This is a genomic window from Massilia aerilata (assembly GCF_042656905.1).
Lineage (GTDB): Bacteria > Pseudomonadota > Gammaproteobacteria > Burkholderiales > Burkholderiaceae_D > Telluria > Telluria aerilata.
Map to the genome: position 1 here is coordinate 595,245 of NZ_JBHSMZ010000001.1, position 13,465 is coordinate 608,709.

The following is a 13,465-nucleotide window of genomic DNA, read 5'->3' on the forward strand; positions in this document are numbered from 1 at the left end:
ACTCCTTCTTCTACCCACTCAGCAGCCCGACGATTCTAGCAGCCGCCGGACCAGGCCGTTTTGCGCACGCCTATCGTGCGACACCTTCAAATGATCCCGATCCGCTCCACGCAGGCGAGGCTCGCCCCCTGCATGCGCAGCTGTTCCGCAAAGCCGGCCGGCAGCTGCTCCTGCCAGGCGCGCGGCAGCAGGATGCGGTCCCCTGGCCCGGCTTCGCGCAGCAGCAGCGCGCACTTGGGGGGCAGGCCGTCGACCGTGTCGACCCGCCCCGCGTGCCAGGCGCTCGAGCAGCCGCTGGCGATCAGGCGCCCGCGCGGCACGAATTCCCTTCCCCGCGCCAGCCGGTCGGCCATCACCAGCGCCAGCTCCCAGGAGCGGCCGGCGAACTCCCCGGCGCCGAACCGCACCACGCTGCGCCAGCGGCCCAGCGCGCGGCCGTCGAAGTGGCGCGCGCCGCTCAAGACCTGGCGCACGGCCAGCTGGCGCGCCGCGTCCTGGCCTGGCGCGGCGATGGTCTGCTCTTCCTCGACCGCGTCCTGGCCGGCGCCGCGGGCCAGCGGATGTACGCTGACCTCGACCCAGCCCATGCCGCCTTCCGCGCCGCTGTGCAGCGGGAACCAGGCGCGCGCGCTCGATACCGCCGCCGACGGATCCGCATGGCCGCTCAGCAGGCCCAGATGCGGTAGGCCGTCCGGGCCGCCGAACAGCAGCCCGCCAGCCGGCGCCGCGTCCAGCGTATGCCCGTCGATACGGCCGCGCTCCCAGGCGTCCGACCAGCCGTTCGCCGCCGGCGCCGCATCCGGACGCAGCAAGCCGCGCACCATGCGGTCGGCCAGCACCGCCGCCAGCTCCCAGCCACGGTCTCCTTCCGGCGGACGGCGGTCGATGCTGAGCACCACCTGATCGCGGCTGTCGAAACCGGCTTCGGTCAGGCGCGCCAGGCGCAGCACCTGCTGCATGCGCTCGGCCAGGCGCGCATCGTCCGGCACGCTGCATTTGACGTCGGCGCGGTTCATGCGCGGACGCCGGGTGGCGGTCACGGTCAAGCTGGCGCCGTCGGCCAGCGGGCAGCGGCATTGCACGGTGTCCGGCGTCATGGCGTCTCCTCGTCGCTGGACACGCTGCGCCGTCCCGCGCAATCCGCTTCCAGGTTGGCGACGATGCGCTCGGCTTCGCCGTACAGCTGGGGCAGCGCCGCTTCGCCGGCCTGGCGCAGGCGCGCCAGCAAGGCCCAGGCTTCGCCCAGCGAGACGCAGGCGCGGCGGCTGTGGCGCGCGCGGCGCAGCTGCTCGTCCGCCGGCAAAGCCTGCCCGGGCGCCGCCAGCGCCAGCGCCGGCATCGCGTTGACGCCCACCGACACCAGGTCCAGCCGCTGCAGCAAGGCCTGCTGGCGGTGGAACTGCTCCTGGGCGGCCGGCATCGCCGCCAGGCGCAGGCCGCACATCAGGCAAGGCAGTTCCAGGAACAGGCGGCGCAGCGCTCTGGCATCTTCCAGCGCCGGGTCGACATACCCGGCCGCGGCGGGCCTGGCGTCCACGCTTGCGGGCGGCGCCTCGGCGACAGCCAGCGCACGCGCCGAAAGTTCGCGCGCGAAGTCGAGGGTATCGCCCAGGTCGACCGGCACGCAATCGTCGACGGTCACGCCGAAGCGCATGTAGAGCAGCTGGTTCAGGCCCTGGCGGAAGGCGTTCCACTCGTCCAGGGTCGTACAGGGCGGCAGTTCGAGCCCCCCCAGGGCAAGCTCGTGGCGCAGCGCGGCTTCGATCGCCGTTACCAGCGCCGCCAGTTCCAGCCGGCCCGGCACCTCCGACGACAGGTAAAGATCGAAACGCTGCTGGGAAGCCTGCGGGTCCGGCGCGTCGATGGCGAAGCTGGTGCGCAGCCCGATCTCCGGCGCCGTCTCGAAAGGCTGCAAGTCGGCGGTGTACGGGCCGGGGTGGAAGACGTAGGCCGTCTCGCCCTCGCGCGCCTCGATGCGGCGCGCGGCCTGCAGGCGCCGCGTTCGGCCATCGGCGCCGACGACGACCGCCTGGCAGCCTGGCGGCGGCGCGCCGCCCGCCGGCAGCGTCAGCGCGACCACGGTCCGGCCCAGCTCACAGGCATCGACGGCGGGTGCGGCGCGCTTGAAGAAACCCAACCTCATGTTCTCATCCTGTCCTCATCCGGGCAGCGCTTCGACGCTGAAAGCCGCGTCGTGCGCCTGCAAATGGCTGGCCGGCGAGGCGGCGAAGGGCCAGGCCGCTTCGCACTCGCCGTCCGCATCCAGCCGGCCTTCCAGGATCGTGCGGCCGGCGCCGTCGCGTACGCGCAGCGGCGCGCGGGCCGCCAGCAGCGCCGGCGCGAACGGTGCATCGGCGGCCAGCTGGAGGATGGTGCGCCAGCCGCTGCCTTCGGCGAGCAGGTGCAGGGTGAACCAGCCGTCGTCGGTGCGCAGGGCATCGACCTCGCCGCTGCTGGCCGCGCGCAGGCGCCCGTGGCTGCCGCGCCACCCTTGCATGGCGACCTCGCCCGCTTGCGACGCGCGGCGCTCGATCGCCAGCTGGCGCAGTCGCCTTGTGGTCAGCGGCGAGGCCTGCAGGGCCGCGCGTTCGTTCGCCGTCAGCGGCCGGGTGCCGTCCAGCGCCGCCAGCAGCGTCGCGTCAAGCAGCACCAGGCGGTCGCCCTCGACGCGCCGGTCCAGCAGCAGGCTTTCCTGCACGCGCTGCTCCAGCGTGGATTGCGCTGCGGTCTTCGTGTTCATCCGGTTCTCCTCATGGTTGCCGTCTCCAGGCGGGCGATCGCCGCGTCGCGCCGCTTGCGCAGCGTCGGCAGCGATACCTGGGCCAGGCCGGCCAGCTGCTGCATGGTCGGCAGCTCGCCGCTGGCCGGATCGCGCCAGGCGTCCGGGTAGGAATCGTCGCCCGGCCCCAGCAGCTTCGCATACACGGCCAGCCTGACGGCCAGGCCATCGCCGGCCAGCTCGCGCGCCACCCAGCCGGCGCGCTGCTCGGCTTCGCCCGCTGCCTGGATGTAGCCGGGGGGGAGTGAAACCGCCGCGGCCAGCACGTCCAGTTGCGGGTCGTGGACCGGCGCTTCAAGCGGCTCCGGTTCGGGCTCCGCCACGCCGCCAGCGTCCAACGCATCTTCGCATGCTTCGAGGATGCGGTCGGGCCCGGGCGTCGAAGCCTCTTCCGATTCCTGCAGCACGCGCCAGTAATCTTCCATCCACAGCGCGGCATCGTCGCGGTCCCGCAGCCAGTCGCGGTCCTGGTTCGAGGACAGCGCTTCGTACTCGCCGATCTCACGCAGCATCTCACAAATCTTGTCCGGCGCGGTCTTCAGGCTGGCGAAACGCTTGGAACGGGTGTGCAGCGGGCCTGGGCTGCCCGTAAAGGATTCGAGCGTCCCGCTCCAGCGCATCACCCACTCGGCGCGGCAGTCGGCGATGCTGCGCAGCTGGCGGACCTCGATCGGCGTGCCGTGCAGCTCGCGCCCGAGGACGGCGCCGACCTGGGCGCGGTGCTGTTCCCAGTCCGCGAACAGGCGCGCGATCTCGCCATAAGCCGTGTCCAGCATGCGGTAGGCGTAGATGCGGTTGGCGCTGCAGGGACGGCCGCACGCGGCCTGGTAATGATCGGCGTCGACCTTGTCGCGCAGGACCGCGTACATGTCGTTCAGCTTCTTGCGCAGCAGGGCTTCGCCGCCGGCCTCACGCCAGAAGGCTTCGATGCGCGCATGCTCGGCGGCGGCGGCCGTACAAAAGGCGTCCCAATCGGCGCGGCGCGCCTGCAATTCGTAGAGCAGGCCGAGCGCCAGTTCCAGCACGGTGTCGCCATAGCTGTTGCCCGCTGCCACTGCGCGCGGACTGCGGCGGGCCTGGCGCAGGCGCTCGCCGGTCAGCTCGACGTAGTCGGCCAGGAGCCCGTCGCGCGCCTCGGGATCGCGCAGGCGCGCGGGATCGCAGGTGCGCAAGGCCGCCAGCGAGCATTGCCCCAACAGCTTGCGCACTTCTTCCCAACCAGGCTCCTGGTACCGGGTTCCCGGCAGACGCATACCTTCCTCTTTCGTGTGTTCAGCAAATGATGCCATACAAACACAAAAGCGAGGCGCGCTGAAGGACGGTAATCACCCTTCTATTAGTACTAAGGCGTCCATTTGCTGCCTTGCATGGCGCGCAGCACGGCGGCGGCCACCGGCGCGGCATGGGCGCCGCCCGTCTCTTCCGAGCGGCTGACGAACACCGCGAAGGCCAGGCGCCGGGTCTGTCCGGGCAGGCTGCCGGGTTCGAGCCAGCCGGTGAACCAGACCGTGGCCAGCTCGCCGTCGCCGACCGGGGCGGTGCCGGTCTTGCCGTACAGACCGGGGCGCAGCGCCGCCAGCTCGCCACCGCGGAAGGCGCCGGCGGCAGTGCCGGTGTCGATCACGCCCTTCATGCCGGCGCGGATGCGGTCCAGGCGCACGTCCAGCGCCGGCCCCGTCGAGGCCTGCGCCGCGCGCCCATCCAGGCTGGCCAGCAGGCGCGGCGCGACGACCCTGCCCTCGCCCACCGAGGCCGCCACCAGCGCCATCTGCAGCGGCGTGGCCTGCATGCGCAGACCGATCGCCATCTGGCGCAACTCGTGGCGGGTGTGGACCGGGTCGATGCCGCTGGGACTGGCCTGCAGCGCGTCCCAGGCCGACCACGCATAGTCCGCGGGCAGCAGCCCGCCGTCCAGCCGCAGCGCCTGGCCGAAGCCCAGCCGGCGCGCCATCGCGACGATCGGCCGCACCTGGTCCAGCGCCCCCGGGCTCAGGGGCTGCAAGTCGGGCGCGCCGCCCTCGGGCCGGCCCAGCAGGCTGCGGTCGGAAAGCTCCCCGGTCCAGGCGAACCAGGTATTCAGGCTATAGGTCAGAGCCTGCTGCAGGCCGAGACGGCCGTCCTGGGCGCGGCGGTCGAGGCCCTGGTCGCGGAAATTCGTGATGCGCGCGCGGCCGTCGACCGGATAGGTGGGCGCATCGGTGCGGAAGGCGTAGCCGCGCGACGCCGCGCCGGCGTTGATGGCGGCCAGCGGCTCTCCGGCCAGCAGGTTTTCCAGGCGCGGATCCTGGCGCGCCGCCAGCTCCAGTCCGAGGGCGCTGACGATTTTAAACGTCGAGCCGGGACTGCGCTCGGCGCCGCCGTCGTGCTGGAAGGCCGGCAGGCGCAGCGGGCTGGCGGCCGGATCGATGCGGTCGAAGTCGCGCGCCTCCGCCCAGTTGGCGGCGTCGACCTGGCCCGCGCCCGCGCCGGCCGCGGCCAGGATGTCGCCGCTGGACGCATCCAGCAGCACCATGCCGGCCTGGCGCCCGGCCGGGACCGCGGCGCCGCCGCTGCAGCGCCGCCCATCCCAGGCGCCGCGCCGCATCGCGATGCAGTCCAGCGCCCCTTGCGCCTGCGCCTGCAGTTCGAGATCCAGGGTCAGCCCGGCCCGGTGGCCGCCGGCGCCGGGCAGGCGCGCCAGCATGCCCGCCACGCTGTTGGCATGCCCGGCCTGCACGCCCAGCAGCGGCGCCAGGCCGGCCAGGCGCGCGGCTTCGCTAGGGGCGCCATCGGCCCACAGGCTGCGCCCGCGGCGGTCCGCCAGCGCCACTTCGGCCTGCGCGCCGCCGCGCCGTCCCTGCGCCGCCGGCAGTTGCTGCCAGGCGAGCGCACCGTCCTTGAGCGCCAGATGGCGGTAGCGCGCATCGCCCGGCGCCGCCAGCGCGTCCATGCCCAGCGGCGCGGCGTCCAGGACCAGTTCGCGCGCGCCCGGCTCCAGCGCCAGGTCGAGGATCTGCACTTCGCCGGCGCCGGTGCAGGCGCGCCCTCCGCAGGCCGGTGTGGCGGAACGCAGACGCGCGCCGGTCACGCCGGCCAGGCGCCCGACCAGCATCAGCTGCAGCGCCTCGCCCTCGCGCGCCGGCGAAGGCAGGGACAGGCGCAGGCGGGCAAGCTCGCCGCCGAGCGGCCAGGCGGCGACCCGCTGCCAGCCGCCCCAGCCCTGCGGCAGGCGCGCGAACAGGCGGGTCGCGGCGGCCGGCAGGTCGCGGGCCAGCGGCGCCGGCGCACCGGCGGCTTCGACCCGCCAGCTGGGCGCATCGAAGCCTGGCGCGGGACGCAGGCGCCAGGCCAGCAGCCGGCGCTCGCTGTTGAAGATGCGGACCTGCTCGCGCACGAAGTCGCCGTCGGCGTGGCGGTAGAGACGCTCGAGCAGGCGCTGGGTGTCGGGGCCCATGTCCACCTGGTCCCAGCCGGTGCGGCCCTGTGTGCGCCAGGCCGCCAGATCGGGCGGCGCCAGCTCGGCCAGGCCGTCCGCTGTCATGCGCACCAGGCCATGCGCGAGCAAGGCCTCGAACAGGCGCTGGTCTTCCATGGCCGGCGCGGCCTGCCGGGGCACGCGGTAAGCGCCCGGCGCCAGCCAGGCTTCCACCGGCGCGCCCGCGGCCGGGAAAGCCAGCACCAGTGCGCGGGGGCCGGGCGCGCCCGATGGACGGAACAGCTGCAGCACCAGTTCGCCAGCCGCGCAGGCGCTGCTCGGCCGGCGCAGGATGCGCATTGCCTTGCGGTCCCACAGCAGCCAGCCCTGGCGGCCAAGCCGCGCCTGGCCGGCGGCCGCGGCCGCGAACGAAGCAGCGCCGGCATCGCCGGCCCAGCGCGCCGGATAGCCCTCCCAGCGCAGCTCGGGCGCCGCGGCGCTGCCGCTGACCAGCACGTGCGGCATGGCCTCATCCGCCAGCATCACATTGCGCAGCGCGACCGGGCTGCTTGCCGTGGCGTTGCGCGCCGCCAGCGCCGCGACCTCGTCGAAGCGGTAGCCGATCCGCAGCGGCAGCAGGCGTCCGTGCGCCGGGTCCGGCATCTGGCTGCACAGGTCGATGCGCTGGGCCGGTTCGGGACGCAGGCCGGAAAGGATCAGCAGCGCGGCGCCGGCGTGCGGCTCGAGCACGGCCGCCGGCCCGGACGGCACCGTGAAGGCGGCGCCCGGCAGGACAGCCTGCAGCGCTGCCAGCCCGGCTGGTCCTGCAGCCGCCGCTTCGCCCGAGGCCGCGATCCAGCGCGCATGCACGGCAATCGCAGCGGCGCCGGCCAAAGCCAGCAGGCAGCAGGCCGCGCCCAGCCAGCGCAGGGCGCGTGGGCCGCCCGGCAGCGCGCGCGCCGGCGCCTGCTTGCGCGGCCCCGCGCCTGCCTGTCCCGCCCGCAGGTTGCGCGCGCGCCGCCAGCGCGCCTGTCCCGCCGCCAGGGCCTCGAACACCGTCCCCATCATGCCCGCTCTCCCACTCGTCTTTGTCGAGCGTCCCTAGCCGGGGGCGCCGGAAAGGGCGTGGCTTCGGCCGCGCTTTTTCGCATTTCATCCCGCTTTTTTGACCGCCTGTCGCAAGCCGCTGGAGACCAAAGGCCGGCGTGGATACAGTGCTCACATCGAAACACGATTTACCACCCCAACCGAAAGGAGAATCATCATGAACGTCCTCAAGCACATGGAAGCCGCCTTCCTGTTTTCGCTCAGCGTCGCCGGCGTGGCCAGCGTGGCTGTCGATGCGATCCCGCCCGCCCAGGCCGGCGTGCCTGCCAGGATCGAAGTCGCCGTCCAGCCAGACATGCCGATCGTGCACGTGTCCGCCAAGCGCATGACCGAGGCCGAAAAACGCGCCTCGCTGCAGGCCGAACGCGCCGGGAGCAAGATTTGAACGCCGGCGTCCGCGGGCGGCACCGGCATCCCTGCCGGACCCTGCCCGCGGCCGTTTGAATCGCCGCCTCAGCTTCACCGCCCTACCTCCTCCGTCTCACCTCCCCGTTTCATCCCCTTTCCACCGCGCCTCCAGGCCGCGCAGGTTTCCGTACGCTCATTTCCATACGCAATGTGGCTGCCAGGCATCGCAGAACGGCTGAATTCTGTTTCAGATGTAAGCGAGTCTTTCAAGCACGCACAGCCGCTGTGCAGCGGGCTATAGTGGAATCGTCGCAAACGCATCTTGATCCGCACTGGACTGGAGACCGAACATGAAATCTACCTATACCCTCGCAGCATTGATCCTTGCCGGCGCAGCCGCCGCTCCCCTGCCTTCGCTTGCCGCGAGCAACGTGAGCCTCTACATCGGCAGCGCGCCGCCGGCGCCCCTGTACGAACGCGTCCCGGCGCCGCGCCACGGCTATGTCTGGGCGCCGGGTTACTGGAACTGGAACGGCCACCGCCACGTGTGGGCGCCGGGCTACTGGATTGCCGAACGCCCGGGCTATGTCTACAACGCGCCGACCTGGTACCAGGACCGCGGCGGCTGGGCCATGCGCCCGGCAGCCTGGAGCGCCTATGGCGGCTACGACCGCGGCTACCGCGACCGTGACCGCGACGGCATCCCGGACCGTTACGAAGTGCGCCGTGGCTACGACCGCGACCGCGACGGCATTCCCGACCGCTACGAGCACGGCCGCCGCGGCGGGCGCGGCGACCAGGACCATGATGGTGTCCCGAACCGCTATGACCGCGATCGCGACGGCGACGGCGTGCCGAACCGCTACGACCACCGTCCGGAGAACCCCTATCGCCGCTAATCGGCTAGAGCGATCCCTTCCCTTGAAAGCGCCGCTTTGCCGGCGCTTTTTTCATTTTCAGGTATCCTGCCGGCATGATTGAGCATTACCGTCTTCAACAAATCGCCTACAAGGGCGAACGCGCGGCCAGCCGGCGCCTGGCCGCCGCCCAGGGCCTCAGCGACGAACAGGCGCTGCGCCGCACACTGGAGCTCAAGGCCGGCCAGGCCGGTCTCGCCGCCCTGGTCGACGCCCGCACCGCCGACCAGCAGGCGCAGGCCAGCCGGAACGCCGCCCGCGACGCCCTGCGCGAACAGTCGCGCCAGCGCCAGGCCCGCCGCCATGAGGGCGCCGCCAGCACCTGGCGCGCCTGGTTCGACGGCTCGGCGCGCCCCAATCCGGGCCGCTGCGGCATCGGCGCCCGGCTGGAAGGCCCGGACGGCAGCGTCGAGATCTCCCAGCCGGCCGGCTACGGCAACAGCAGCGAAGCCGAGTACCGTGCGCTGATCGCCCTGCTCGACGCCGCGGTCGCGCGCGGCGTGTCCAGCCTGACGGTGTACGGCGACAGCCAGGTCGTGATCGGCGACGTCTCCGGTTCCGATTTCGAGGCCGCGCCGTCCTTGCACGATTACCGCGCCGCCGCGCGCGCCCTGATGGCCCGCATCGACGGCCTCGCGCTGCGCTGGATCCCGCGCCACAAGAACACCCAGGCGGACGCGCTGTCGCAGCGCGCCTTCGACGACTCAACCACTTCCAATACTGATGCAGCTGAACACCCCTGAACTGGACGCCTGGCGCACACGCCTGGCCGCCCTTGCCCTCGAATGCGCCGCCGGCGACACCGACGGCGCCCATGACGCCAGCCACCTGGACCGGGTCTGGCGCAACGCGCAATCGCTGCTGGCCGACCACCCGGAAGCCGACGTGCTGGTGGTGCTGGCCGCCTGCTACCTGCACGACCTGGTCAACCTGCCGAAGAACGACCCGGCCCGCGCCACCGCCTCGCGACTTTCGGCCGAGCTGGCGCGCGAACGCCTGCCGGCGCTCGGCTTCCCGTTCGAGAAAATGGACGCGCTGGCCCATGCGATCGAGGCCCACAGCTTTTCCGCTGCGATCACGGCGCGCACGCTGGAAGCGCAAATCGTGCAGGACGCCGACCGCCTCGACGGCCTTGGCCTGGTCGGGCTGGCGCGCATGTTCTATATTTCCGGGAAAATGGGGCGCGGCCTGGCGCACGGCAGCGACCCGCTGGCGCGCGACCGCCCGCTCGACGACCAGGCGTATTCGCTCGACCACATCATGGTCAAGCTGGCGCGCCTGCCGGGGATGATGCAGACCGCGGCCGGACGGCGGCTCGGCGAAAAGCGCCTTGCCGCGCTGATGGACTTCCGCGACGATTTTGCCGCCGAGTGGTGCGGCGGCTGACTCCTGACAGGATCTGTCGTTGACAGTGCTACCATTAGGGGATGACCAGCACCGCGACCCTCACCAAGCCCTCGGCCGGCAACCTGAACTTCGTCCTGATCTGCGTGTTCATCGACATGCTGGGCATCGGCCTGATCGTGCCGGTGCTGCCGGCGCTGGTCGGCGAATTCGTCCACGGTAACGAGCAGCAGTCGCTGTGGTACGGCTTGATGGCGGCGGTGTTCGGCCTGATGCAGTTTTTGTTCATGCCCATGGTCGGCGCGGCCAGCGACCGCCTCGGACGCCGGCCCATCCTGCTGTATTCGATGGGCGGCATGTGCATCAACTTCCTGGCCACGGCCTGGGCGCCCAACCTGGCCTGCCTGTTCATCGGCCGTGTGATCGGCGGCGCCTCCTCGGCCAGCATGTCGGTGGCCTCGGCCTATGCCTCGGACGTGACCCGCCCCGAAGACCGCGCCAAAAGCTTCGGCAAGATCGGCGCCGCCTTCGGCATGGGTTTCGTCTGCGGCCCGGTGCTGGGCGGCCTGCTCGGCAACGTCTCGCTGCACCTGCCCTTCTACGTGGCCGCCGCGCTGTCGGCCGCCAACTTCGTCTACGGCTGGATCGCGGTGCCGGAATCGCTGGCGCCCGGCCAGCGCAAGCCGTTCCGCTTGAGCGACATTCACCCCTTCGGCGGCCTGGCGCGCCTGCTGCGAAGGCGCGAGATCCGCGGCCTGGTCCTCACCTACACGCTGGTCACCTTCGCCCAGATGATGCTGCAATCGATCTGGGTGCTGTACACCACCTTCCGCTTCGGCTGGACGCCGCGCGACAACGGCATCGCCATGTTCTGCGTCGGCATCGCCAGCATCGTGGTGCAGGCCGGCCTGCTGTCCGCGCTGATCCGGCGCTTCGGCGAAGTGCGCCTTTCCCTGCTGGGTCTTGCCTCGGGCGCCATCACCTACCTGCTGTACGCCCTTGCCACCCAGGGCTGGATGATGTACGTCTTCATCCTGTGTAACCTGCTGGCCTTCGCCGCCGGACCGGCCCTGCAGGGCATCATCTCCAAGACCAGCGGCAGCGCCGAACAGGGCGAGCTGATGGGCTCCCTGCAGTCGGTCGGCAGCCTGGGCGTGATCCTGATGCCGCTGCTCGGCACCTGGCTGCTGGGCGCCGCCAGCCACCTGCCGCCGCAGGACTGGCGCCTGGGCGGGCCCTTCTTCCTGTGCGCGGCCATGCAGGCGGCGGCGATCGTCGTCGCGCGCCGTTACTTCCGCGCCCACGCCCACGCGTGAGCACCGGCATACCGGCTTATGTGATCGCCGCGGTGCTGGGCGCCGCGCTGCTGCATGCCACCTGGAACGCGCTGGTCAAGGGCCGCGCCGGCCAGGGCGATCCGCTGCTGTCCACGGTGCTGGTGGTGGCCGGCGGCGCGCTGGCGAGCGGGCTGCTGCTGCCCTTCCTCGCCGCGCCCGCCGCCGCCAGCTGGCCCTTCATCGCCGCCTCCAGCCTGACCCAGACCGTCTACTACCTGCTGCTGATCGAAACCTACCAGCACGGCGACATGAGCCACGCCTACCCGCTGATGCGCGGCAGCGCGCCGCTGCTGGTGGCGCTGTCGAACGGCCTGCTGACCGGCGAGCGCCTGAGCGGCGCACAGTGGCTGGCCGTCTGCCTGATCTGCGGCGGCGTGCTGGCGATGCTCCTTTCGGCGCCCGCGGCCGCGCAGCCGGCGCGGCACCAGCGCCGCGCCACCGTGTTCGCGCTGGTGACGGCCTGCGTGATCGCGCTGTACACCCTCATCGACGGCGCCGGCGTGCGCCGCTCGGGTGCGCCGGCCGCCTACACGATGTGGATCTTCCTGCTGACCGGTGCGGCGGTCCTTGCCTGGGCGGCGCGCGGGCGCATACGCGCGCTGGCGGCGCTGGCTCGCGCCCGGCCGCTGCTGCTGCCGGTCGGCGGCGTCAGTACCCTCGGTTCCTACGTCATCGCTCTGTGGGCCATGACGCTGGCGCCGGTGGCGGCCATCGCGGCATTGAGAGAGTCGTCGATCCTGTTCGCCACCGCGATCGCGGCGCTGTTCCTGCGCGAGCACGTGGGCCGCGGACGCCTGCTGGCGGCCGGGCTGATCGCCTGTGGCGCGATTGCCATGCGGCTGGCATGAACACGATGAATTCGTGACAATTTGCGTATTTTCGATTCGTCGGATTTGCTAAGGTCGTGTGGCGGGCTCTGCCGGCCCACCATCAACCCGACGGAGGTTTCATGCAAGTCCGTAACAAGCCCCTGCTTGCCGCAGCGTTCCTGCTGGCATCGGCATCGAACCCTGCCTTGGCGGCAAAAGACTATACGTATTCGTATCTGGGAAATCCGGACTATGCGAAATCGAGTCCCACCCCTATCTCGTGCGCGCAGGGCGACTGCAGCCCCTCGGTCGCGCTGGTCGGCGGCGGCTACGACGTCGGCGAGGCATTCCGCTGGATGATTGCGCGGGCCGGCATCACGAAAGTCACGGGCGGCCGCTTCGTGATCATCCGCGCCACCGGATCCGATGCCTACAACCCCTACATCTACAGCCGCCTCGGCGAGGTCGATACGACCACCTCGCGTAATTATGAAATGGTCGGCGGCGTCGACCTGGGACTCACCTCGGTCGAAACCCTGGTCATCCCCAACCGCGCGGCGGCCGAGGATCCCTTCGTGCTGAACGTGATCGCCCGCGCCAGCGCCATCTTTATCGCCGGCGGCGACCAGGCCGATTACTACAACAAGTGGCAGGAAACCTCGCTGAACAAAGCAATCCAGAAAGCCATCCGCGCCGGCATTCCGGTCGGCGGCACCAGCGCCGGCACGGCGATGCTGGGCGAATATGCGTTCGCGGCGCTGAATGGCTCGGTCGAGTCGACGAAGGCCTTGAAGGACCCGTTCAACAAGTACATGACGATCGATCCCTTGAACACCTCGTCGGACAAATTCGTGCAAAAGGGGCCGTTCCTGAATGTCTCTTCGCTGGACAATACCATCACCGACCCGCATTTCAATACCCGCGACCGGCTCGGCCGCCTGTTTTCCTTCGTCGCTCGTATCGGCAACGGCTGCACCGGCGGCGTGGAGAATTTCAGTGACGTGGTGGGCATGGGCATCGACGAGGAGACGGCGCTGCTCATCTCCGGCAAGCCGGGCAAGGCGCGCGCGGAACTGGCGGTGAATCCCTACAATCCGGAAAACACGACGCCCGCCTACACCGCACAGAATTCCGCCTATTTCATCAAGTACAACCGGGCGCCGAGCAAGTGCGTGGACGGCAAGCCGCTGGTCGATAACACCGGCATCCAGGTATATCGCCTGAGCGCGCAGCCGGCCAAGCCTTCGCCTTATCCGGCGGCGCCTCAATTCAGCTTCCGGGTCGCCGCGACTTTCAATGTGGCGGATTGGGCGGCGCAGGCGGTGCAGACTTATGGGGATGGGTCGTCGCTGAGCGGCCCTTACTACTACGGTACTGCGGACGGGAAAGTGCTTGGCAATGCGGTGTACTGACAATCAAACCCTCTTGAC

The 13,465-nt window shown here is 71.0% G+C and carries 12 protein-coding genes; 7 read left to right on the forward strand and 5 right to left on the reverse strand.

Going from position 1 to position 13,465, the window contains the following annotated elements; translation table 11 throughout:
• Positions 1 to 86 precede the first annotated feature (86 nt).
• The 5 genes from ACFPO9_RS02625 to ACFPO9_RS02645 all read right to left on the reverse strand — a co-directional run bounded on the left by ACFPO9_RS02625 (position 87) and on the right by ACFPO9_RS02645 (position 7,241).
• Positions 87 to 1,097, reverse strand: coding sequence for a hypothetical protein (locus tag ACFPO9_RS02625; RefSeq protein WP_379766623.1), 1,011 nt, complete (start codon positions 1,095 to 1,097; stop codon positions 87 to 89).
• Positions 1,094 to 2,143 carry a hypothetical protein gene (locus ACFPO9_RS02630; RefSeq protein WP_379766626.1) on the reverse strand — a complete coding sequence of 350 codons (1,050 nt, stop codon included), beginning with the start codon at positions 2,141 to 2,143 and terminating at the stop codon, positions 1,094 to 1,096. The genes ACFPO9_RS02625 and ACFPO9_RS02630 overlap by 4 nt, the downstream gene beginning before the upstream one ends.
• 15 nt (positions 2,144 to 2,158) lie before the next feature.
• Entirely contained in the window at positions 2,159 to 2,740 is a 582-nt protein-coding gene (locus ACFPO9_RS02635) for a hypothetical protein (protein WP_379766630.1), read from the reverse strand.
• The gene (locus tag ACFPO9_RS02640; RefSeq protein ID WP_379766633.1) at positions 2,737 to 4,032 is read right to left on the reverse strand and encodes a hypothetical protein; all 1,296 of its coding nucleotides are present in this window, start codon (positions 4,030 to 4,032) and stop codon (positions 2,737 to 2,739) included. The genes ACFPO9_RS02635 and ACFPO9_RS02640 overlap by 4 nt, the downstream gene beginning before the upstream one ends.
• Before the next feature lie 89 nt (positions 4,033 to 4,121).
• A complete protein-coding gene (locus ACFPO9_RS02645) occupies positions 4,122 to 7,241 on the reverse strand; it encodes a penicillin-binding transpeptidase domain-containing protein (protein ID WP_379766636.1) in 3,120 nt (1,039 codons plus the stop codon).
• Positions 7,242 to 7,437: 196 nt separating this feature from the next.
• On the opposite strand from ACFPO9_RS02645, the gene ACFPO9_RS02650 reads away from it, so the two are divergent.
• The 7 genes from ACFPO9_RS02650 (at position 7,438) to ACFPO9_RS02680 (ending at position 13,447) form a co-directional block, all read left to right on the forward strand.
• Entirely contained in the window at positions 7,438 to 7,665 is a 228-nt protein-coding gene (locus tag ACFPO9_RS02650) for a hypothetical protein (RefSeq protein WP_379766639.1), read from the forward strand.
• Between the two features lie 313 nt (positions 7,666 to 7,978).
• Entirely contained in the window at positions 7,979 to 8,527 is a 549-nt protein-coding gene (locus ACFPO9_RS02655; RefSeq protein WP_379766642.1) for a hypothetical protein, read from the forward strand.
• Between the two features lie 74 nt (positions 8,528 to 8,601).
• The gene (locus ACFPO9_RS02660; protein ID WP_379766645.1) at positions 8,602 to 9,288 is read left to right on the forward strand and encodes a ribonuclease HI family protein; all 687 of its coding nucleotides are present in this window, start codon (positions 8,602 to 8,604) and stop codon (positions 9,286 to 9,288) included.
• On the forward strand, positions 9,269 to 9,931 hold the full coding sequence (locus tag ACFPO9_RS02665; protein ID WP_379766648.1) for an HD domain-containing protein: 663 nt from the start codon (positions 9,269 to 9,271) through the stop codon (positions 9,929 to 9,931). The genes ACFPO9_RS02660 and ACFPO9_RS02665 overlap by 20 nt, the downstream gene beginning before the upstream one ends.
• Before the next feature lie 41 nt (positions 9,932 to 9,972).
• Positions 9,973 to 11,205, forward strand: a complete 1,233-nt coding sequence (locus ACFPO9_RS02670; RefSeq protein ID WP_379766651.1) for an MFS transporter — start codon at positions 9,973 to 9,975, stop codon at positions 11,203 to 11,205.
• On the forward strand, positions 11,202 to 12,074 hold the full coding sequence (locus ACFPO9_RS02675) for an EamA family transporter (protein WP_379766654.1): 873 nt from the start codon (positions 11,202 to 11,204) through the stop codon (positions 12,072 to 12,074). The genes ACFPO9_RS02670 and ACFPO9_RS02675 overlap by 4 nt, the downstream gene beginning before the upstream one ends.
• 101 nt (positions 12,075 to 12,175) lie before the next feature.
• A complete protein-coding gene (locus ACFPO9_RS02680; RefSeq protein ID WP_379766657.1) occupies positions 12,176 to 13,447 on the forward strand; it encodes a cyanophycinase in 1,272 nt (423 codons plus the stop codon).
• Positions 13,448 to 13,465 lie beyond the last annotated feature (18 nt).